The sequence below is a fragment of the Novosphingobium mangrovisedimenti genome, from assembly GCF_025153475.1.
In the GTDB taxonomy this organism is placed as follows: domain Bacteria; phylum Pseudomonadota; class Alphaproteobacteria; order Sphingomonadales; family Sphingomonadaceae; genus Novosphingobium; species Novosphingobium mangrovi_A.
The window spans coordinates 14779-35473 of sequence record NZ_JANZXA010000019.1 but is presented as its reverse complement, the minus strand read 5'-3'; the positions used below and the strand labels follow the sequence as shown (position 1 = coordinate 35473).

Sequence of the window (20695 nt, the reverse complement as noted above, 5' to 3'; positions counted from 1 at the left end):
GCTTTCCCGCTAGAGCCCCAGCAAGGTGTTGCGAACAGCTTGCGCAAATCCCGCGGTTGTCCCGTTTCCGCCAAGATCGGGGGTCCTCGCAATATCGGGCGCAATGAGCGCCGTTTCGAGTGCGCGCATCACCAGCGCGGCGGGCTCGGTTTCGCCGAGATGTTCCAGCATCATTGCACCCGACCAAATCTGGCCGATCGGATTGGCGATGCCCTGCCCGGCGATGTCCGGGGCAGACCCGTGGACCGGCTCGAACATCGAAGGGAACCGCCGTTCGGGGTTGAGGTTAGCAGAAGGAGCCACAGCGATGGTGCCAGTGATTCCCGGCCCCAGATCGGAAAGGATATCACCAAAAAGGTTCGACCCAACCACCACATTGAACCGTTCGGGCGACATCACAAAGCGTGCGGCGAGAATATCGACATGATACTGATCGGCGGCAACATCGGGGTATTCGGCGCCGATCGCGGCAAAGCGCTCGTCCCAGAACGGCATCGAATGATAGAGTCCATTGGACTTCGTCGCGCTGGTCACATGCCTGCGCCCGCTCCGCCGAGCGAAGTCGAAGGCATAGCGCAAGATGCGGTCGGTGCCCCGGCGGGTGAAGATCGCCTGCTGGACGACGATTTCGTTCTCGCCGGTCCCGGTCCGACCGCCGATCTGGGAATATTCGCCTTCCGAGTTTTCGCGCACCACCCAGAAATCGATGTCGCCGGGAGCCTTGTCGCGCAGGGGCGAAGCGATGCCCGGCAGCAGCCGCACCGGACGCAGATTGACGTACTGCTCGAACTCGCGCCGGATCGGCAGCAGCAGCCCCCACAGCGAGATATGATCGGGTACCCCGGGAAAGCCGACCGCGCCGAGGAACACCGCATCATGATCGCGCAACCGGTCTAGCCCATCATCGGGCATCATCTTGCCGGTTTTGAGGTAGGTCTGGCAGCTCCAGTCGAAGTGCCGGAATTCGAGCACGAAACCGCACTTGGCCGCTGCCGCCGTCAGCACCTCGATTGCGGCAGGCACCACCTCGCGGCCAATTCCATCTCCCGGAATGCTGGCGATGGAATAACGCCTCATGGTCAATCTTTCCCTACAGATAGCTGTTCAAAGTCTTGAGCACCCGATAGGCGCTGAGAAAGGCTGGCGCAGGAACCTGCAGTTGCTCCGCTGCCGCCGCGAGCGGCCCCAGGACCTCGTCAACTTCCATCCGCCGGCCCGCCACGAGATCGTCATGCATCGAGGTGCGGACGGGACGGTTTTCCGGCTTGAATCTGGTGCCCATCGCCATGACACCGTACACTGCCTCTTCAAAGCCTTCACGGTCAATCTCGACCAATCTGGATACAGGCGCGAAATAGTTCTGCGGTTCGTAGCCAAGTGCCTTGTAGATCGCCAGCAGATCCTTGACGACGTGGACATAGTGTTCGGCGCCTTCGCGAACCGCCACACCATCCACAAAATCGAGCTTTGGAAGCGCGCCCAGCGTACTGGCGCTCCACGACGATGCTCCACCGACCTGAACCACTTTTTCCCAATGGACATGGACGATATCGGGAGTTGAGCGCGAACCCATGCCCGCAGCGTCGAGCGCTTCGGCCATGATCCGCGTGCGCTCGCTCTCCCCGCCTTCCAGCTCGCCGAAATAGGCGGTGACGGGAACCGCCATGTGATTGAGCGCCTTGCCCGGTTCGAGCAGGGTCGCCCCGTCCATGATCGAGCCGCCGATCACCTTGTCCTTGCCAAACGCGGCCTGGAGTTTGCCTTCCTTGCCCACGCCGTTCTGCAAAGTCAGCGCGCAAGCGGTGCGATCGACCAACACCTGCGCATCGGCCAGCGCCTGATCGGTACCCTTGGCCTTGGTCAGCAGGATGTAATAGTCGATGTCGCCTTCAACCTCCTCGGGCGTTTCGACCGCGAAGAGGTTTTCGCGCTGGACGAATTGCGCCCGCACACCCGAAATACTCAGGCCATCCCGGCGGATCGCCTCGACATGGGGCTTGCGCGCAATCAGCGTGACCTTGTGGCCGCCGCGCGCCAGGAATCCGCCGATGACCGAGCCTAGCCCGCCGGCGCCGTGGAAACAGAAATGCAATTGCTTGGACATGCTTTGGGATTCCCGTTGGTTCGGTTCAGGCAATGCCCAGTTCGACCAGCTTGGCCCTGATCTGCTCTTTCTTTTCCGGCGTCACATCAGCCACCGGCGGCAGGATCGGGCCAGCCTTGAGGCCAATCGCTTCGTACCAGGCCTTCACATTGGCAAGTGCGCTGGCATAGGTCGCGGTGCGGGCGATATCCCACAGGAAGTTGTCGTGATAGAATTCGCGGACTTCGCTGAGCTGATCGGAAGCGGCCCGCGCTTCCTCCCATTTTCCTTCATGCGCCAGGCGGATGTATTCCTTGGCGAAATGGCGCTTCTTGCCGTACAGCATGTAGGACAATTCACCCCAGCAAACGGTGCCGCCAAGACGCAGATCGTCGAGGAAGAAGTATTCGAATGGCTCCATCGTGTTGAAGCCTTCGGGCATTAGCTGGCGGATCTTGATTGTCTCGGCACGGCTCATGGCACCTTGTTTGACGCCGATCACGGTATCGATATCGGCCAGGCGGCGCATCAGGTCCCAGCTCAGCACGGTGCCCGAAACCGGGGTCCGGTAGAGGCAGACGGCCAGATCGGTGTGGTCGGTCAGGAACTTGAACCAGGAATAGATTTCGTCGTCGCGCTTGAGCTGCACAACCGGGTTGATCACCTCAGCCCCGTTATACCCGAGCTTCTCGACGAACTGCATCTTCTCGATCGCGGTATAGACGCTGGGATCGAGCACGATGGTCCACAGATCGAGCCGCCCGGCATTCGCCTCGGCGACGATCTCGTGATAGCGAAACCAGTCTGACGCTGAGACGTTCCAGCATTCGGCGATGAACCCGCCGACGGCCAAGCCATCTACGCCCATTTCGACATATTTATCGATGTTGTAGCGGATACCGTCCACATCGAACTTGTAATCGGCGGTCATCGGGGTGATCGGACACTGATAGAAGCCCCTGACGGTCTTCGTTGCCCAGGCCTTGGCGTCCTTACGATCATATTCCATTTGAGGTGCACCTCATCTCGATTTGGTTCAGAATTTCAGCTTGCATCGGCCGTTCATGAAGGCGCCAGCGCCGCCTGGGCCGCAGCCAGTCGGGCAATCGGCACCCGGAAAGGCGATGCGCTGACATAGTCCAACCCGATCTCCTCACAGAAAGCGATCGTGGCCGGATCGCCGCCGTGCTCGCCGCAGATCCCCAGTTTTAGGTCGGGCCGGGTTTCGCGCCCTTTGCGCGATGCCATTTCGATCAGCTTGCCGACCCCTTCGATATCGAGGGTGACGAACGGGTCCTTGGCGATAATGCCTTTTTCCACATAAGCACCCAGGAAACGCGCCGCATCGTCGCGGCTGATCCCCAGCGTAGTCTGGGTCAGATCATTGGTTCCGAACGAGAAGAATTCCCCGCTTGCAGCGATTTCGTCGGCAACCAGGGCTGCCCGCGGCAGCTCGATCATGGTGCCAACGCTAAAGGCGATCCGCTCGCCTTTTTCGGCGAACACGACTTCAGCGACCCTGTACAGGGTATCCTTCAGTGATTCCAGTTCACGCGGCAATCCGACCAGCGGGATCATGATTTCGGGACAGACCGCCATGCCCGCCTCGCCCGCGACTTCGAGCGCAGCCTCGAAAATCGCGCGAGCCTGCATTTCGTATATTTCGGGATAGACCACGCCCAGTCGGCAGCCTCGATGCCCCAGCATGGGGTTGGTTTCCGCCAATTCGATTGCGCGATGCCGAACCTGCTCCACGTCAATACCCATCGCCCGCGAAAGCTCGGTGAATTCGCTATCCGTATGCGGCAGAAACTCGTGCAGCGGCGGATCGAGGAGGCGGATGGTGACTGGCAAGCCTTCCATGATCTCAAAGATCCGGCGGAAGTCGGCGCGCTGTTCGGGCAATAGCTGGTCGAGCGCGGAGCGTCGTTCCTTTTCGCTGTCGGCCAGGATCATCTGCCGCATGGCGAGGATCCGGCTTTCATCGAAGAACATGTGCTCGGTTCGGCAAAGCCCGACCCCTTCGGCCCCGAACCGGCGGGCCATTTCGCAATCGAGCGGGGTTTCCGCGTTGGTCCGAATCTTCAGGCGGCGATGCTTGTCAGCCCATGCCATCACCGTTGCGAAATCGCCCGAAAGTTTGGGCAGGATCGTCGGCAGTTCGCCCAGGAACACTTCGCCGGTCGAACCGTCGATCGTGATGAATGCGCCCTCTTCGAGCCGCTGGCCGCCGATCTCGGCGACCCGCGCGACCGGGTCGATCTTGAGACTGGCGGTGCCCGCCACGCATGGCCGGCCCATACCCCGCGCGACCACGGCCGCGTGGCTGGTCATGCCGCCGCGCGCCGTCAGGATGCCGGTTGCGACGTGCATGCCATGGATGTCGTCAGGCGACGTCTCATGCCTGACGAGGATGACCTTCTCTCCCAATTCGGCCCACCGTGCCGCTGTTTCCGCATCGAATACCACACCTCCCGAGGCTGCCCCGGGCGAGGCAGGCAAACCCTTTCCGAGCAGCACCCGCGGGGCATTCGGATCGAGCGAGGGGTGAAGCAACTGGTCGAGCGAGGCCGGGTCGAGGCGGAGCAGCGCGGTCACTTCGTCGACCAGGCTCTCTTCGACCATGTCGACGGCAATCTTGAGCGCGGCCTTGGCGGTGCGCTTGCCCGAACGGGTCTGAAGGAGGTAGAGCCTGCCGCGTTCGACTGTGAATTCGATGTCCTGCATGTCGCGATAGTGGCGCTCCAGCAGTTCGAACACCTCAGCAAGTTGGGCATAGGCCTTCGGCATCGCTTCCTGCATTGAGGGAAGCCGCGCACCTGCGGCTTCGCGGGCAGCCCTGGTCAGATACTGGGGCGTGCGGATGCCGGCGACAACATCCTCACCCTGGGCGTTGGCCAGCCATTCGCCGTAGTAGGCCTTCTCGCCGGTTGCAGGGTTGCGGGTAAAGGCGACGCCGGTAGCGCTGGTCTCGCCAAGATTTCCGAACACCATGGCCTGGACGTTAACCGCCGTGCCCCAATCTCCGGGGATATCGTTCAGGCGCCGGTAGACCTTGGCTCGCGGTGAGTCCCATGAGCGGAACACCGCCTCGATTGCCGTCCAGAGTTGTTCCTGTACATCCTGAGGAAAGGCCGCGCCGTGATGGGCAAGCACGAGATCCTTGAAGGTCGCGATCAGGCCGCGCAGATCCTCCACTCGAAGATCGATATCCTCATCGACGCCGCGATCTTCCTTGATGCGGTCAAGGGCTGCCTCGAATACGCCATGCTCGATTTCGAGCACGACACTGGAATACATCTGGATGAAGCGGCGATAACTGTCGAGCGCGAACCGCTCATCCCCGGAGGACTGGCCCAGGCCGGTGACGGTCGCATCATTAATGCCAAGGTTGAGGATCGTGTCCATCATCCCCGGCATGGATACCCGCGCGCCCGAACGCACCGAGACCAGCAGGGGATCGCGAGGATTGCCGAACGTCTTGCCCGTCGCCCGTTCGACCAGCCCCAAAGCAGCCGAAACCTCATCGCGGATGCGATCAAGTGAAGCTCTGCCGTGGTCAAGATAAGCGAGGCATTCGCCGGCGGAGATCGTGAATCCAGGCGGGACGGGCAGCCCGATCCGCGCCATCTCGGCGAGGTTGGCCCCTTTCCCGCCCAAGACGCGCTTGTCGAGGCCAATCTGACCTGCGACCAGAACGCCGGAACCGAAGGAAAACACACTCGACATTGTTAAATTCCTGAGGTCCAAGTGCAGGTCCAAGGCGGCGCAATTCGATTGGTGCGCCGCCCCAAAAGCGATCTACATTTTGAGAATGGCCTTGATCGCCTTGCCGGTCTTTTCGGTATCCTCGACGGCCTGGTTGATCTGGTCGAGATCATAGAAGGTGCAGAGCTTCTCGAACGGGAACAGCCCGGCCTTCTGCATCGCAATCAGTTGCGGGATGAAGACCTGCGGGGTGCTCGATCCTTCGACTACGCCGCGCAACTTGCGGCCAAACAGCATGTTGTTCATGTCTAGCGAAAATTCGGTGCCCAGCTTCGCCCCGCCGACCACTGCGGTTTCACCCATGTTGTGCGTGCTGTCCACCGCCGAGCGCAGCACCGCTGGAATGGCGGTGGTATCCATGGCATAGTCGGCGCCGCCACCGGTCATCGCGACGATCGCTTCCTGAGCGTTGACCGTGTTGGCGTCGATCACATCGGTGGCGCCCAGTTCACGCGCCAGTTCCAAGCGGCCTGCGTTGCGGTCAACCGCGATGATCTTGAGGCAGCCCGAGGCCTTGGCGGCCATCACTGCGCTGAGGCCGACCGACCCGACCCCGAAGATCGCGATCGAGGAGCCAGGTTCGGGACAAAGCGCATTGAGGATGCTGCCCGCCCCGGTCTGGATGCCGCAGCCCAGTGGGCCCAAAAGTTCGATCTGTGCGTCGTCGGCAACCTTGACGCAGTTGTTTTCCGACGCGATCGAATAGGTCGCGAACGAGGATTGACCGAAGAAGCAGGCGTTGACTTCTTGGCCGTTGCGGGTGATCGGCGTCGAACCATCCAGGCGGCGGCCCATGAAATTGAGCGGGAACAGGCTCGGACAATAGGCCTGATGGCCCTTGAGGCACGATGGACAGGTGCCGCAATAGCTGAAGGAGAGCACGACCTTGTCGCCTGGCTTGACAGTGGTCACGCCGCGGCCGACCTTTTCGACAACACCCGAACCTTCATGGCCCAGCACCGCCGGCAGCGGCGTCGGATAATATTGATCGCGAACCGTCAGGTCGGTGTGGCATATGCCAGCTGCGGCAACCTTGACCAGCACTTCGCCGTCGCGCGGATCCTCGATGGAGACGTTATCCAGAACGAATTCGCCACCCTGACGCTCGATAATTGCCGCGTATGCGTCCATTTTTGCTCTCCCGTTTCCTGATTTCTATTTGATTGAATTTGCTTATACAAAGAAATAGAGATTCTTGTCCTGCACGACGCGCGCGTCGATATTCAGCTTTCTGCTGAATACCTTGAAGCCGCTGTCTGTTTTCCGCAGCTTGTCTTCGCGTCCCAGCGTGTGCACGTAAACTTCGCTCTGTCGGCGATTGCGGTGCACCAGAACGTTAGAGAAGACCTCGAATTCAAACGGTGCAATTTCGAATGCTTCGACATTGGTGACGAAATAGCGGATTCGTGATGGCGGATCTTCCATCCATACCTGACCCGTCAGCAACCGGTCGACCCGCTGCTGCAGCTCGGAATAGTCATCGTTGTAGATTGCGGCATCCCCCGGGGTTGGATCCGGGCGGCGGTCACGTGCGAACCGCTGTTCGTAAACTGGCATCCAGTAATGGATATCTTCGGCGATTACAGTATCGAACCATTCGCGATATTGCTGGTTTTGCAACATCCGCACCTCGGCGGAATAGTGACTGACGATGGCATGATGCAGTTCCATGCCTACGGGCTTGCGTGTTTCGGTCATCTTGCGGTCCAGATTGCTGTCGGGATCAGTCTTGCGGCTCGGCTTGCTTCGCCGACAGACGATCAGGCCAAAAATTACGGTTGGTCCACATTACATCCCAGGTATCGTCATTGGCCCGGATAGCTGCCCAATCCGGCGCATCGAGCATTTCTTGCCAGAAACGATAAAAGCCCCGATACGAGGTTTCGCCGATGAAGCTGACCCCGACAATTCCTGGATAGACGGGGTGCGGCCCTTCGCGGTCCTTGCCCATGCTCGAATTCATCCGCCCCTTGCGGGTGATGATACCGTTGTTGATGTAGGTAGCCGACGACATATTTTCGCCATCGTCGCTTTCGAGCGTTCCCGCCGTTCCGAATGAACGGATCGCTTCGCGCTGGATCGACCGCTTTGTTTCGGTGTCGGCATTCTTCGGCACCATGGTATAGGTCCAGACCTCGATTTCATGCGGCCCGCGCGGATGCCAGATCTTGAAGGTGTTGGTTCCGTAGAGGAACGAACAGTTTGGGAAGATCGACGTATTCCAGTGACCGACATAGAGCCGTTCGCGCTCCGGCCCGAATTTTTCGCGAATTCCGCCCCGCGTCTCCTCGAGATATTTGACGTACCCGTCGCGCTTGACGTGGATCGCAGTCGCCGCGTTATCGATCAGGCCAAACCCGTGGCCATGCCGCATGGTGAATTGCAGACCAAGGTCGTCAAACGGCATGTCGGCGCGATTGCCCGACAGGCCAGCCAGCTCGCCCCCGATCATCTGGAGAGCGGCGGCATGCGTCCAGCCCACGTGATACCCATCGCCGACGAAGTTCTCGGTCGGGACTTTCCAATTGCAGGCGAGGGTGCTCTTCAACGGCGGCCCGAGCAGTTCCAGACCACCGTCCGGACCGTCCCAGATCGTATCGAGGTACCAGCAGAAGTCCCCCAGATAGTCCTCAAGCGATGGCGCTTCGGGATCATGGCAGCCGAAGATGAAGCCCTTGTAAGTTTCGACCCGGATCGGCGCGAGCCCCAGCTTGGATTTGTCGAGATCGCTGTGATAGCACCGCTCTTCCATCGGAACATCGACGAGCGAACCATCCTGACCGAAAACCCAACCATGATAATTGCACACGAACGCCTTGGCGCTGCCGCTGTCGGCATGACAGATCTGGTTGCCGCGGTGAGTGCAGGAATTGATGAACGCCTTCAGCGAACCGTCCGGCTGCCGCGACAAGATGACACGGTCTTCTGCCATGTACGTCGTAATGAAGTCGCCCGGTTTGGGAACTAGCGAATCATGTCCGAGCATGAGCCAGCATCGCGAGAATATCCGCTCCAGCTCCAGCTGATAGACATCTTGATCCCAGAACACCCGGCGAGACTGGCTCGCACCGGCGTTGTCGACGAGTGCCGACGATCCATTCATCGCATCGCTCCCATGCTTTTTGTTCCGAGTGCTGCATAGTCGATTCGCGCTATACATGCAACGCGATGCACCATATGCAAAACCTACCGTTGGCGCAAGGACGATTCTCAAGCCGCGTTTCTGGGGAGAATTTTAGGTTGCAAGATGCCGACCGCAACACGTCCAGCATCCTGGGTCTTGTGTCCAGGCTCTGGCAATCACCAGCCCTGTTGCTGTGTCTGGCCTCGTTCTTTTGGGCCCTGAATCCGATCGTCGGGCGGGCGGCCAAGGACTTGCTCTCACCCGTGACGCTGGCGTTCTGGCGGTGGGTGGTGGCGCTGGTCTTCGTGCTCCCGTTCGCTTGGCGACACCTCCGCGACGACCTGTCCGCCATTGTCGGCGGCTGGCGGTTCCTTGGGCTCCTCGGGGCCTTAGGAGTGGGGCTGTTTTCCTTTCTCGTCTATCAAAGCTTGCAGTTCACCACCGCGACCAACAATCTTCTGTTGCAATCGACCATGCCGGTGATGACCCTGCTCATGCCAGTTGTGCTGTTTCGGGAGAGGGTGCACCCGATCCTTCTCGTTTGCGCACTCCTTTCGATCACCGGAATCGCGTGGATCATGACCAAGGGGCATCCCGACTATCTGCGCTGGGATGCGCTGAACCGAGGCGATCTGCTCGCCATCATTGCGGTTTTTCTCTATTCCGCCTATGCTACCTTCCTGCGCCGCGCACCGGCGATGCACCACCTCAGTTTGCTGGTTGTCCTGTTCGGGGTCGGGATCGCGGCTTTGAGTGTGCCCTATGCCTGGCACCTCTGGTGGGCTGGCCTGACCGTGGCTTCACCCGCAGCGCTCGCATCCCTGCTCTATGTCGGGATATTTCCTTCGCTGCTGTCCTACGCGCTGTTCAATCGCGCGGTCGCCTTGGTCGGCTCGGGCCGCGCGGGGGTCTACATGAACCTGCCATCAGTGTTCGGGGTTCTGATGGCCGTACCACTGCTTGGAGAACGGTTCGCAAAATACCACCTGATCGGTTCGCTGTTGGTGGTTGCATCAATCCTGCTGTCGCGTCGGGTCAAGACATAAGGCCAATGAAGTTCTGGAGCCGACAGAGCCAGATCTGCCTCCTGGTTGCCGGTCAGTCTTCTTTAGTGGCCCATCGTAATGCCGCCTGATTTCGACGGTCGTGGGGCAAGCCAGATCAGGGCGGCGGCAAAAAGCAAAACGGCTGTGGTCGCCCAGAAGGTATGAATAAGCGCCAGCGTTGTCGCCTCCAGCTCAACCATGTTGCTGAGCACTTGCCTTATCTGTTCAGAAGGGAAGCCGAGGCTGGAAAGGCTTGCCTGCGCCGCTTCCGGCTGCAGGACCGCCACCGCATCGCTGCGCGCGATGCGCTGGGTATCACCCCAATAAGACAGAGTGATGGAAGTCGCTACGGCGGTGGCGATGGTTCGCATGAAGCTTTGCAGGCCGGCGGCCGATGCCACCTCGTTTTCCTCAACCGTATTGAGCGTCAGGGTCATGAGAGGAAGCATCATGAAGGGAGTGCCCAGCCCCTGAACGAACTGCGGAATGCTGAGGGTCCAGAAATCGGAGTCTGTTGTCCAGGTTGTGCGCACGAGCGTCATCGCCGCAATCCAGGTGACGCCGCACGAAACAAGGACACGCAGGTCGAGGCGGCTCATCAGAAAAGCCACCACCGGCGCGGTAATCAGTCCGCCCATAGCCGAAAACGAAGAGGACAAGCCGGCTGCTGTCGCAGGAAATCCGAGCCAGGCTTGCTGCCACTGGGGGACAACGACAAACCCCGCGAAGTATCCGGCAAATGCGAGCGACAGAACAGTCAGGCTGACGCTGAAGCCACGGTGCCGCAGGACTCGCAAATCGACGATCGGGTGATCCTCGCCCAACTCCCAGATAATGAAAACGATAAAACCCACGGCAGAGGTGATCGCCAGCGCCACGATCATCGGGTCGGCGAACCAGTCGTGGTTACGGCCAAGGTCGAGCACGATCTGGAGGCAGCCGACCCAGAGCACCAGCAAGGCAAGGCCGACATAGTCGATCGGCAGGATCTGCCGCTCGGTCTCGATCGGCCTGAGCAGCGCGAAACCCACCACGATGCACAGGATGGCGACGGGCAAGTTGATCAGGAATATCCAATGCCAGGAATAATTTTCTGTGAGATAGCCACCGATCATTGGACCAAGAGCAGGTCCCATCAGCAGTGTAACAGCCCATAGTCCCATCGCCATATTGCGCTTCTCGGGCGGGAACACGCTGAGCAGCAAGGTTTGCGACATGGGCATCAGGAAGGCGCCGAAAATTCCCTGTCCGATACGACTGGCGACCAGCATGCCCATCGTGACTGAGATCCCGCACAGGAATGAGCAGATCCCGAACCCGACCATGCTGAACAGGAAGGTGCGTACCGATCCGAAGCGTCCGGCGACCCATCCGGTCAAGGGAACGCAGATCGCCTCGGCGACCGCGTAGGAGGTGATGACCCATGCGCCTTGTTCAAGCGTGATGCCCAGATTGCCCGCGATATGCGGGATCGAGACATTGGCGATGCTCAGGTCGAGAATGACCATGAAATTGGCAAGGGCAAGCACGAGCCCGGCAACAAGCTGCCGGGACGGGGCTATTCCTGCGCCTGATGAAGCGGTCTCGCTCATCTGGTTTCACTCACCGGAAACATCGATCTCGACTTCCATCGACAGCCCGACGCGCAACGGGTGCTTGCGCAGTTCGGCAGGATCAAGCTCGATCCGCACCGGCAGGCGCTGGACAGTCTTGATCCAGTTGCCGGTGGCGTTCTGGGCGGGGATGATTGCCATCGACGATCCCGTACCGCCGGCCAGCCCGGTGACCTTGCCTTGGTAGACGACATCGCCGCCATAAAGATCCGACTTGAGGGTTACAGCCATGCCAGGACGGACACGGCCGAGTTGGCCTTCCTTGAAGTTGGCATCGACGTAGAGCTTGTCGATCGGGACGATGGTCATGATAGTCTGACCGGGGCTCAGGCGCTGTCCCACCTGAATCTGCAGGCGGCTCACCACCCCGGAAACCGGCGCGCGAATTTCGGTACGCTGGAGGTCGAGCAAGGCGGCATCGAGCCGGGCCTTGGCCGCCTGAACCGCTGGGTCGGTATCTACGCTGGAGCCGCGCACCAGGGCGTCGTTGGCGGCAAGTTGCCCTTGCGCGACCCGTCGGGCCGAAGTGACTTCGGAGATGCCCCCGCGGGCCGCCTCGAGCGCCGCGTTGGCGGAGGCGTAGGCCTTGCGCGCCTGGGTCAGTTCCTCACCCGAGATCGCGCCGCTGGCAATGACGGCCTCACGGCGCCGCAAGTCGATCCGCGCCTTGTCGAACTCGGCCTGCGCGGAGCGGAGCCTTGCCTGCGCCTGGACAAGACCGGCGCTTGATGTGTCGATCTGCGCCGACAGCGCGCTGTTGGTCGCAACCGCCTGCCCGAATTTGCGGCGGGCGGCGGCAAGATCGGCTTCAGCCTGCGCGACGGCGATTTTGGCATTGGCCTGATCGAGCCGGACGAGGACATCACCCGCCTTCACCTGCTGCGTGTCTTCGACCAGCACCTCGATGGCCGATCCGACAACCAGCGGCGTGACCTGCGCCATTCGCGCATTCACGTAGGCGTTGTCGGTGCTGACATAGTTGCGGGCGACCAGCACATACCAGGCACCCCATGCGAGAGCCGCCACTGCGAGCACAATGGCCAGGCGCTTGAGCCACATCGTCCGGCGTGCCTTGCGAAAGGCGGACAGTTCCGGATCGACTTCGGCAGCTTGTGTCGCAGTATCGCTCATTGCTCGGTCTGTCCTGATGGTTGGGTAGTGGCCGCGTCGAACCCGCCGCCCAGTGCACGGATCATCGCCAGCGTCGCCCCGCGTTCGTATGTCTCAAGGCCGATGACTGCGACGCGAAGGTCTTGCGCGCTGCGTTCACTGGCGAGGACATCGAGGTAACTGGCAAGCCCGGCCTCGTAGCGTGTGCGCACCAGACCTAGCGCTTCCTCGCTTGCGGCCAGCGCCGTGCGGGTTGCGCCAAGCCGCTTGTCCGCTGCGTCGCGCTGGGTCACCGCGTCGGCAGCCTGCTGGTACGCGGTGACAACGGTCTGGTTGTAGTTCGCAACGGCCTCGTCATAGGCCGCCTCAGCGCTGCCATATTGCGCCTTGAGCGCGCCGCCCTGGAAGATCGGCAGGCTGATTGCCGGACCGACGGCTCCGAATAGCGAGCCCGAATCGACCAGATTGCCAAGTCCCAGCGCCTGAAGCCCTACCAATGCCCTCACGTTCACGGACGGAAAGAAGCCGGCCCGCGCCACCTTGACGCGGCTGGCTGCGGCCTCGACCCGTTCGCGCGCCGCGACGATATCGGGCCGCCGACCAAGCAGATCGGTGGTGACACCGGCGGGAACCCCGCCGGGTGTCGAGGGTGCAAGCGGCGGACGGGTAATCGACGTTCCCCGATCCGGGCCAGCACCCAGGAGCGCGGCAAGCTGGTTGCGGCGGATGCCGATGTTCTCATCGACGGCTGCCAGATCCTGCTCCGCCAAGGCAACTTCGGCATCGGCGCGGCGCAGGCTGGCGAGGTTGTCGAGCCCGTTGCGTTGGCGCTGGGCGACAAGCTCGCGCATCGAGCGGCGGTTGGCGAGCGTGGCCGCTGCGTTGTCGCGCTCGCGGTAATGGCGCCCGAGCTCTGCGTAGGCGGCGGCTATCGCGACCGAGAGCACGAGGCGAGCCTGCGCCGCATCGACCATCGCCGCGCGGGCCTCCGATGTCGCGGCAGCATAGGCAGCGCGGTTGCGACCCCACAGGTCGAGGTCGAAGCCGAAACTCAGCGAGGTCTGCCCGTAGTCTTTCCAGCCATCGGGGAGGAACTGCGCGGGGATGCCGTTGTTGCCGCTCTGACGGCGCAGGCCGCCTTCGGCCTCGGCACCGATCGCGGGAAGCCGCGCGGCCCCGACGCGCTGCGCCTCGGCTTCCGCGCGCCTGACCCGCGCCACCGCCACCGCAACCTGCGGCGAATTGGAAAGGCCCTCCTCGATCAGCGCGGTCAGTTGCGGATCGCCCGCAAGGCGCCACCATTGGTCTGGCGGCCAGGCCGTATTGCCGCGCACGGCCAACGTCTGCGCAGCCTCGATTGTGTCGGCGGTTTCCATGACCGGACGAACTCCGGCGTCGGGGACCGCAACGCAACCCGCCAGCGCAAGTACTGCCAAGGCTCCCGGAGCAGCTAAGGGCTTAGCCGACATAGGCACCCCGTCCGCTGGCCAGCAGCCTGCCCTCGGCATCTTCGATCCGGGTCTCGGCAACGCTCAATTGCTTGCCCAGCTTGACCACCCGCCCGATCGCGCGCAGCGGCCCCGAAGTGGCGGGTCGGTGGAAATCGACCCGCATGTCAGCCGTCGCGTGCGCCGATCCGCCGAGCGCGTTGATGGTGTAAAGCCCGGTCAGGTCGATCAGCGCCGAGAGGACACCGCCATGGGCCGATCCGATCATCGGGTTGGAGACGATTTCCTCGCGCCACGGCATCTCGAGGACCAGCGCCTCGCCGGTAAGTTCGGCGATATCCAGCCCAAGCCATTGGTGGAACGGCGCGATGAGCAGCATCGCACGGAGCTGTTCGAGGTCGACCTTCGCTGCAGGTTCGCTCATGCCGCGATCTCCGTGCCGTGTGTCCGCATCAGGAAATCGAGGATCGCGTCGCCAAAGGCGTCGTTCTGGTCGCCGACACCATATGCGTCGCATCCGCGATGTCGCTGTAAGCGGCGTGGGGAACCAGCGCGCGGAAATGCGCGACGGCTTCGGGCGAGACCAGATCGCTCGATCCGCCCCGGATCAGGTGGACCGGCAACGCAAGCCGCGCAGCGGCTTCGCCCAGCTCACCCAGTCCATAGTCGCTGCCATCGCCGCGCTCGGCATGGCGACGCATGATGCCGTCGATGAACGCCGGGTCCCAATGCCAGTAATAGCGTCCGTCTTCCTTCTGTCGCAGATAATGGGCGAGGCCCGACGAGGCCTTGCGGCTTGGACGGTGGGGGAGATATTCGGAAATCACCCGCGCTGCCTCGTCGGGCGAGGCAAAGCCTTCGCGCGCGTGCGCCGCCATGAAACCAACCACGCGCGTTACTCCGCCCGCCTCCATTTGCGGGGTGATGTCCACAAGGGTCAGCGAGGCGAAGCTGCCGGGGGCGACCTCACCTTCGGCCATGATCCCGGCCAGCCCGCCAAGCGATGCCCCGATCAGCGCGGGCTTGCGGTCGAGCGACCCGGCGATGGCGACCAGATCGCCAGCGAAATCGACGATGTCATAGGCACCGTCATCGGCCCAGGCGCTTTCGCCATGACCACGCAGGTCCAGCGCGATGGCGCGGAACCCATGTCTGGCCAGCATCGCCGTCACCTGCTTCCACGCCCGCTTGGTCTGCCCTCCACCGTGGGCGAGAAGTACCGGAAATCCTTGCTCAGGTCCTTCGGTAAGTGCGGCGATGGCATGACCGGAATGGCCGGAGAGTGTAAAGTGCGGATTCGGCATGATCATATCTTACTATAAAATATTTTACAGTAAAGACTGTCCTCTTGAGCAATCGAAGGCTATGAGCGACGACCATGGCGAAGACGTCCGACGAGCAAAGCTACCTTACCGAAGCCGATGGGCTCGTGTTCCTGATCGAGGAGGTGCCGCGCAAGCTTCGCCGCGTGTTCGATGCATCCACCGCGAAGTTCGGGCTAACCCGCACCCAATGGCGCGCTCTCGCCTACATCTTCAGGACACCCGGCCTGACCCAGACTGAACTCGCCAAATGCCTGGAGCTGGAGCGTGCAAGCGTTGGCCATGTCATAGACCAGCTCGAAAAGGCGGACTATGTCGAGCGCCGCGCTGTCGAAGGCAATCGCCGGGTGTGGACCTTGCATCTGCGCCCAAAAGCCATCGGCATCCTGCCCGCGCTTAGGGCGGAAGCCGATGTGGTCTACGAACGGTTGCTCGCTGGCATATCGGCTAATGACATTGCCACCTTCAAGCAACTCCTGGCCAGTATGGCCGCCAATCTGTAGTATTGGCACCGAACGCGTCTATCACAACTCGCGAGACAGTGATCAGCCATCGATTGTCAACCGAACCGAGGATTTGCCCCCCCCTGTTGCCTCAATGTAGATTGCCGCTGAGAAGTGACCCGGGTGGAAGTTATGTCCCGCGGTGCGGGGTTGAGGTCAAGCGGGTGATTTTTCCTTTCTGGTTTTGGGTGCTGCCGAGCTGGCCCTGAACCGGAAGCTGTCGTTGCCGGTCTCGACGATGTCGCAATGGTGGGTGATGCGGTCGAGCAGCGCGGTGGTCATCTTGGGATCGCCGAAGACAGTGGGCCACTCGCCGAAGGCCAGGTTGGTGGTGATAATGACCGAGGTCTTCTCGTAGAGCTTGCTGATCAGGTGGAACAGCAGCTGCCCGCCTGAGCGGGCGAACGGCAGGTAGCCCAGTTCGTCGAGGACCACGACGTCGAGCCGGCTGAGCTGGGCGGCCATGGCTCCGGCCTTGCCGATCCGGACCTCCTCCTCGAGCCGGGTGACCAGGTCGACCGTGTTGAAGTAGCGGCCGCGGGCGCCGGCGCAGACGACGCTGGCGGTGATCGCGGTGGCCAGGTGGGTTTTGCCAGTGCCCGTACCGCCGATGAGCACGATGTTGCGGCGACCGGGCAGGAATGAACCTGCATGCAGAGAGCGCACCAGGCCCTCGTTGATCGGCGTGCCCTCGAACACGAAGGCATCGAGGTCTTTGACCACGGGCAACTTGGCTGCGGTCATGCGGTAGCGGATCGAGGCGGCATGGCGATGCGCCGCTTCTGCCCGCAGCAGGTCGGTCAGGATCTCGTGAGTCGTGCGCTTGCGCTGCAGACCCGTGGTGACGGCCTCGTCGAACGCGCCGGCCATGCCCCTGAGGCCGAGCCCGCGCATCGCCTCGATCATCTCATGCCGCTGCATCAAGGCCTCGCACGGTATCGTAGCGGGCGCAGTCAGCGATCGGCGGATGGCTGAGCTTCAGATCGACGACCACGTCGAGAGGCCGGTCGGTTGCCGGCTCGCGGTATCGGGCTAGGATGTTGAGGATCACCTCGTCGCTGGCAGCGCCGGCATCGAGCGCCTCGCGGATTGCCGTCTCGACCGCGTCCAGGCCATCGGTCAGAACGGCCGCCAGCACCCGGACGAAGCGCCGATCGGCCTCATCGCCGCTCCCCAGCTTGCGGCGCAGCCGCGCCATTGCCGGCGGCAGGTCCCAGCCCTGGAACGGCGCCCCGTTGCGCAAGGCGCCGGGCTTGTTGGCCAGGACCGGCAGATAGTGCCAGGGATTATAGATCGTCCGGTCACGGCCGAAGTGCCGGGCATGTTCGGCAACGACCTCGTTGCCGAGGCGGACGACGATCCGGTCGGCATAGGCGCGGACCTGGACCGCCCGCCGCGCGGCCTTGGCCATGACGGAATAGCGGTTGCGGTCGAAGCTGATCAGGCAGGTGCCGGTCACGGCATGGGCCGTCTCGTGGAAGCCATCGAACGGCGCCAGCATCGGCTGCAGGGCTGGCCGCTCAAGCTCCTGGTAGAGTTCAGCGATGCGACGTTCGAGCGAGGCAACGGCAGCCATCTTGCTCAGCACGATTTCAATTTCCGTTGCCACTTCGAGCTGCAGCTCGGCAAAGTCGACATGGCTGCCATGGAGGGACTGGGCCTGTCGGGCCGCTAGACGCAGGCCTTCGATCAGCCCCTCGACGAAGGGTCCGCTGTGCGGATGATTGCCGCTGGCGTGTTCGGCGATGTACCTGCGCAGGGTTGGCCGGCGTGCTGCCAGCACAACTTCGGGGTCGAGCCAGCGGCGGAACAGCGACAGCGAGAGGCAGGTGCTCAAGTCCGGCAGCACTCGCTCAAGTTCAGGTAATGCCCATCGTACCAGATCGAGCAACCGGCGCTTGGCCGCCGAGATATTGTCCTTGAAGCGTTCGCGCTGCTTGGTCAGCCGTTGCAGGGCATGGCTCCGGGCGGCAGGGATGTGGACTGGATCGAGACGTGGTCCTCCGAAGGCCGGAATGGAAGCCAGCACCTGCGCATCGGCAAGATCGGTCTTGGCATGTTCTGAGAGGTACCGCCGCAGCGCCTTGACCCGTTTGCCCTTAACCCTGGCGACTTCGACGCCGGCATCGATCAGGCGCTACTCGCCTATAGCGCGGCGATCTGGATGAGAGGCGGGCGTCAATCAGGATGAGAACAGATTGTCGCGGCGGTTTGTTTGTGCCGGTTCAGATTGACGCTGGCAAGCTCTATTCGCCGGCTTGATTGTCGCGCGGCGACAATTCGTCGGCGGTTTTGATTGTCGCGTAGGTCGGGGGCCGTCCGGCGCGTGATTGACGCTGGAGGGCGGAGCGCCGGCGGTAGCTCTCGACATTCATCTCGAAGATGGTGGCGTGGTGGACCAGACGGTCAACGGCGGCGAGCGTCATGGCGGGATCGGGGAAGACACGGTTCCATTCACCGAAGGGCTGGTTGGCGGTGATGAGCATGGAGCGACGCTCGTATCGGGCGCTGATCAGCTCGAACAGGACCGAGGTCTCGGCCTGGTCCTTGGTGACATAGGCGAGATCGTCGAGGACCAGCAGGTGATATTTGTCGAGCTTGGCGATGGCGGCTTCGAGCGCGAGTTCGCGGCGCGCGACCTGGAGTTTCTGTACGAGGTCGGAAGTACGCGCGAACAGCACGCGCCAGCCATTTTCGATCAGCGCCAGGCCGATGGCTGCGGCGAGATTCGACTTGCCGCAGCCGGGCGGGCCGAACAGGATGAGATTGGCGCCTTTTTCCAGCCATCCGTCGCCCGAGCACATAGCGGTCACCTGCGCGCGCGAGATCATCGGCACGGCATCGAAGGCGAAGCTTTCGAGCGTCTTGCCCGGAGGCAGCCGCGCTTCGCCCAGGTGCCGTTCGATGCGGCGCCGATCGCGTTCGGCGATCTCATGCTCGGCAAGGGCCGCGAGTAGCCTGGCGGCGGGCCAGCCTTCCTTGTCGGCGCGCTCGGCGAAGTCCGGCCATACCAGCTTGATGGCCGGCAGGCGCAGGTCGTTGAGGATGAGGGTGAGGCGCTGGGCGTCGATTGCCTGGGTTGCCTTGGTCATGCCGCTTCTCCCGTCAGCAGGACATCATAAGTGCTGAGGGGCGCGAGTTGGATGACCACCTCGGGCAGCGCTGCCGGATTGGGAGCGAAGCGCTCCCTGAGCGCAGCGATGTCGGGCAGGCGGCCGGCGGCAAGATCGGTGCCCAGCAGATCGGCGAGCTCGGCCTCGCAGGCGCGTTCATGCGCCATGGCCAGCAGTTCGACCATCATCCGGCAGGCGACGCGTTCGGACAAGGCCTCGACCAGCCTCTCGAAGGTCCGGGCGTAGGCCTCGCGGGGGAAGAGCTGATCGCGATAGACCAGCTTCATCAGCGCCATCGGCTTGCGGCGCAGGCTGTGGATCACATGCCGGTAATCGACGACATGACCGTGCGCGCCATTGCTCTTCGAGCGTCCGCGCGCCAGCGTCATGAGATGGGTGCCGCCGATGAACAGGTCGAGCCGGTCATCGTAGAGCCGGACCCGCAGCCGGTGTCCGATCAGCCGCGAAGGCACGGTGTAGAACACTTTCCTCAGCGTGAAGCTGCTGGTCGACGTGACGGTGACGATGACTTCCTCATAATCGCTGGTGCGCCGGTCGGGCAGCGGTTGCAGCGCGGCGCGCTCGGCATCGATGCGGGCACCGCTGCGTCGGTTCTTGGCCGCCACGATCTCGTCGATGAAGCGGCGATAGGCGGCCAGATCATCGAAGTCGCGCGAGGCGCGCAGCAAGAGCGCGTCGCGAACCGCCGCCTTGAGATGGCCGTGCGCGCTCTCGATCCCGCCATTCTCATGCGCGATGCCGCGGTTGTTGCGGGTCGGCGTCATGCCGTAATGCCCGCACAGCGCGTCGTAGCGGGTGGTGAGATCCGCCCGGGCTTCGGCATCAAGATTGCGGAAGGCCGCCGACAGGCTGTCGCTGCGGTGCTCCGTCGGCGCACCGCCCAGCGCCCACAGCGCGTTCTGCAGCCCTTCGGCAAGCGCGACGTAACTCTCGCCGCCCAGGATCACATGGGCATGTTCGAAGCCCGACCACATCAGCCGGAAGTGATAGAGGCGATGATCGAGCGGCTGCCCGGCAACCAGGACGCCAAGATCGCCCATGTCGGTGAAGTCGGACAGGCCGAGCCGGCCCGGCTCATGGATCTGACGGAAGATCACCTCCTGTTCGGGTCCGTGAAGCGCCCGCCAGGAGCGGATGCGCCGTTCCATGGTGCGCCTGACCCCGGGATCGAGATCGGGATGACGCCGGCGCATCTCTTCGAAGACCGCCACCGCCCGCAGCCCCGGCGCTGCCTTCAGGAGGGGCACGATCTCGTGCTCGAAAATCTCGGCCAGTGGATCGGGCCGGCGCCGCTCGCGCGTCTTGGCGCGCTGCGAGGGAAGCACCGGCGTCTGGGCAATCCGATAACCCGTTGCCGTGCTGAACCCCGCCTTCGCGGATGCCGCCGCGATGCCGTTGGTCTGTCGAAGCTTCATGAAGAACCTCATCTGATGATCGTTGACGTGGCAACCCGGCACCCACGGCATCTCCCTCAACCTTGGAAATGCTCGTGAATATCGGGTCAACCCCGACCATCAGCGCCCCCTTTGGAAAAGGGCGATCGG

The 20695-nt window shown here is 62.5% G+C and carries 17 protein-coding genes and 2 pseudogenes; 2 read left to right on the top strand and 17 right to left on the bottom strand.

The window, feature by feature from the left end:
• Positions 1-9 precede the first annotated feature (9 nt).
• The 7 genes from NZK81_RS19590 to NZK81_RS19560 all read right to left on the bottom strand — a co-directional run bounded on the left by NZK81_RS19590 (position 10) and on the right by NZK81_RS19560 (position 9011).
• On the bottom strand, positions 10-1077 hold the full coding sequence (locus NZK81_RS19590; RefSeq protein ID WP_188822613.1) for a tartrate dehydrogenase: 1068 nt from the start codon (positions 1075-1077) through the stop codon (positions 10-12).
• 13 nt (positions 1078-1090) lie between these two features.
• On the bottom strand, positions 1091-2104 hold the full coding sequence (locus NZK81_RS19585; RefSeq protein ID WP_188822615.1) for a ketopantoate reductase family protein: 1014 nt from the start codon (positions 2102-2104) through the stop codon (positions 1091-1093).
• 25 nt (positions 2105-2129) lie between these two features.
• Positions 2130-3092, bottom strand: a complete 963-nt coding sequence (locus NZK81_RS19580) for a dihydrodipicolinate synthase family protein (RefSeq protein ID WP_010890876.1) — start codon at positions 3090-3092, stop codon at positions 2130-2132.
• Positions 3093-3145: 53 nt separating this feature from the next.
• Positions 3146-5812, bottom strand: a complete 2667-nt coding sequence (gene ppdK, locus NZK81_RS19575; RefSeq protein ID WP_188822618.1) for a pyruvate, phosphate dikinase — start codon at positions 5810-5812, stop codon at positions 3146-3148.
• Between the two features lie 72 nt (positions 5813-5884).
• Positions 5885-6982, bottom strand: a complete 1098-nt coding sequence (locus NZK81_RS19570) for an NAD(P)-dependent alcohol dehydrogenase (RefSeq protein ID WP_039336917.1) — start codon at positions 6980-6982, stop codon at positions 5885-5887.
• Positions 6983-7024: 42 nt separating this feature from the next.
• Positions 7025-7549: an aromatic-ring-hydroxylating dioxygenase subunit beta gene (locus NZK81_RS19565; RefSeq protein ID WP_039336915.1), complete on the bottom strand. Its 525-nt coding sequence runs from the start codon at positions 7547-7549 to the stop codon at positions 7025-7027.
• 25 nt (positions 7550-7574) lie between these two features.
• The gene (locus NZK81_RS19560) at positions 7575-9011 is read right to left on the bottom strand and encodes an aromatic ring-hydroxylating oxygenase subunit alpha (RefSeq protein ID WP_260047768.1); all 1437 of its coding nucleotides are present in this window, start codon (positions 9009-9011) and stop codon (positions 7575-7577) included.
• A gap of 80 nt (positions 9012-9091) precedes the next feature.
• Here NZK81_RS19560 and NZK81_RS19555 point away from each other — a divergent pair, with 80 nt between their 5' ends.
• Positions 9092-10021 carry a DMT family transporter gene (locus NZK81_RS19555; RefSeq protein ID WP_010890881.1) on the top strand — a complete coding sequence of 310 codons (930 nt, stop codon included), beginning with the start codon at positions 9092-9094 and terminating at the stop codon, positions 10019-10021.
• Between the two features lie 62 nt (positions 10022-10083).
• Here the strand turns inward: NZK81_RS19555 and NZK81_RS19550 are convergent, their stop codons facing one another.
• Genes NZK81_RS19550 through NZK81_RS19530 form a run of 5 tightly spaced genes read right to left on the bottom strand, consistent with a single transcriptional unit; the run spans position 10084 to position 15496 of the window.
• Entirely contained in the window at positions 10084-11613 is a 1530-nt protein-coding gene (locus NZK81_RS19550) for a DHA2 family efflux MFS transporter permease subunit (RefSeq protein ID WP_039336911.1), read from the bottom strand.
• Positions 11614-11619: 6 nt separating this feature from the next.
• Positions 11620-12765: an EmrA/EmrK family multidrug efflux transporter periplasmic adaptor subunit gene (locus NZK81_RS19545; protein WP_039336910.1), complete on the bottom strand. Its 1146-nt coding sequence runs from the start codon at positions 12763-12765 to the stop codon at positions 11620-11622.
• Positions 12762-14213, bottom strand: coding sequence for an efflux transporter outer membrane subunit (locus NZK81_RS19540; RefSeq protein ID WP_039336907.1), 1452 nt, complete (start codon positions 14211-14213; stop codon positions 12762-12764). The genes NZK81_RS19545 and NZK81_RS19540 overlap by 4 nt, the downstream gene beginning before the upstream one ends.
• Positions 14203-14616, bottom strand: coding sequence for a hotdog fold thioesterase (locus tag NZK81_RS19535; protein ID WP_188822620.1), 414 nt, complete (start codon positions 14614-14616; stop codon positions 14203-14205). Before NZK81_RS19535 ends, NZK81_RS19540 begins: the two co-directional genes overlap by 11 nt.
• A gap of 28 nt (positions 14617-14644) precedes the next feature.
• Positions 14645-15496 carry an alpha/beta fold hydrolase gene (locus NZK81_RS19530; protein ID WP_229710600.1) on the bottom strand — a complete coding sequence of 284 codons (852 nt, stop codon included), beginning with the start codon at positions 15494-15496 and terminating at the stop codon, positions 14645-14647.
• A gap of 74 nt (positions 15497-15570) precedes the next feature.
• Between NZK81_RS19530 and NZK81_RS19525 the strand changes: the two genes are divergently transcribed.
• Positions 15571-16017, top strand: coding sequence for a MarR family winged helix-turn-helix transcriptional regulator (locus tag NZK81_RS19525; RefSeq protein ID WP_188822622.1), 447 nt, complete (start codon positions 15571-15573; stop codon positions 16015-16017).
• 156 nt (positions 16018-16173) lie between these two features.
• On the opposite strand, the gene istB (NZK81_RS19520) is transcribed toward NZK81_RS19525, so the two are convergent.
• The 5 genes and pseudogenes from istB (NZK81_RS19520) to istA all read right to left on the bottom strand — a co-directional run bounded on the left by istB (NZK81_RS19520) (position 16174) and on the right by istA (position 20608).
• The gene (istB, locus tag NZK81_RS19520) at positions 16174-16938 is read right to left on the bottom strand and encodes an IS21-like element helper ATPase IstB (RefSeq protein WP_188822624.1); all 765 of its coding nucleotides are present in this window, start codon (positions 16936-16938) and stop codon (positions 16174-16176) included.
• Positions 16925-17545, bottom strand: a pseudogene (locus tag NZK81_RS19515) (Mu transposase domain-containing protein); the annotation flags it as partial. The pseudogene NZK81_RS19515 and the gene istB (NZK81_RS19520), both read right to left, overlap by 14 nt.
• Before the next feature lie 360 nt (positions 17546-17905).
• Positions 17906-18148, bottom strand: a pseudogene (locus tag NZK81_RS19510) (IS110 family transposase); the annotation flags it as partial.
• Between the two features lie 115 nt (positions 18149-18263).
• Entirely contained in the window at positions 18264-19109 is an 846-nt protein-coding gene (gene istB, locus NZK81_RS19505) for an IS21-like element helper ATPase IstB (RefSeq protein WP_188822627.1), read from the bottom strand.
• Complete coding sequence (gene istA, locus NZK81_RS19500; RefSeq protein ID WP_419181723.1) at positions 19106-20608, bottom strand: IS21 family transposase; 1503 nt, start codon at positions 20606-20608, stop codon at positions 19106-19108. The genes istB (NZK81_RS19505) and istA overlap by 4 nt, the downstream gene beginning before the upstream one ends.
• Positions 20609-20695 lie beyond the last annotated feature (87 nt).

What these genes read in the sequence shown, in the direction of transcription:
- NZK81_RS19590 (WP_188822613.1), bottom strand. Translation starts at nt 1,077, where the DNA reads ATGAGGCGTTATTCCATCGCCAGCATTCCGGGAGATGGAATTGGCCGC.
- NZK81_RS19585 (WP_188822615.1), bottom strand. Translation starts at nt 2,104, where the DNA reads ATGTCCAAGCAATTGCATTTCTGTTTCCACGGCGCCGGCGGGCTAGGC.
- NZK81_RS19580 (WP_010890876.1), bottom strand. Translation starts at nt 3,092, where the DNA reads ATGGAATATGATCGTAAGGACGCCAAGGCCTGGGCAACGAAGACCGTC.
- ppdK (WP_188822618.1), bottom strand. Translation starts at nt 5,812, where the DNA reads ATGTCGAGTGTGTTTTCCTTCGGTTCCGGCGTTCTGGTCGCAGGTCAG.
- NZK81_RS19570 (WP_039336917.1), bottom strand. Translation starts at nt 6,982, where the DNA reads ATGGACGCATACGCGGCAATTATCGAGCGTCAGGGTGGCGAATTCGTT.
- NZK81_RS19565 (WP_039336915.1), bottom strand. Translation starts at nt 7,549, where the DNA reads ATGACCGAAACACGCAAGCCCGTAGGCATGGAACTGCATCATGCCATC.
- NZK81_RS19560 (WP_260047768.1), bottom strand. Translation starts at nt 9,011, where the DNA reads ATGTATAGCGCGAATCGACTATGCAGCACTCGGAACAAAAAGCATGGG.
- NZK81_RS19550 (WP_039336911.1), bottom strand. Translation starts at nt 11,613, where the DNA reads ATGAGCGAGACCGCTTCATCAGGCGCAGGAATAGCCCCGTCCCGGCAG.
- NZK81_RS19545 (WP_039336910.1), bottom strand. Translation starts at nt 12,765, where the DNA reads ATGAGCGATACTGCGACACAAGCTGCCGAAGTCGATCCGGAACTGTCC.
- NZK81_RS19540 (WP_039336907.1), bottom strand. Translation starts at nt 14,213, where the DNA reads ATGTCGGCTAAGCCCTTAGCTGCTCCGGGAGCCTTGGCAGTACTTGCG.
- NZK81_RS19535 (WP_188822620.1), bottom strand. Translation starts at nt 14,616, where the DNA reads ATGAGCGAACCTGCAGCGAAGGTCGACCTCGAACAGCTCCGTGCGATG.
- NZK81_RS19530 (WP_229710600.1), bottom strand. Translation starts at nt 15,496, where the DNA reads ATGCCGAATCCGCACTTTACACTCTCCGGCCATTCCGGTCATGCCATC.
- NZK81_RS19525 (WP_188822622.1), top strand. Translation starts at nt 15,571, where the DNA reads ATGGCGAAGACGTCCGACGAGCAAAGCTACCTTACCGAAGCCGATGGG.
- istB (WP_188822624.1), bottom strand. Translation starts at nt 16,938, where the DNA reads ATGCAGCGGCATGAGATGATCGAGGCGATGCGCGGGCTCGGCCTCAGG.
- istB (WP_188822627.1), bottom strand. Translation starts at nt 19,109, where the DNA reads ATGACCAAGGCAACCCAGGCAATCGACGCCCAGCGCCTCACCCTCATC.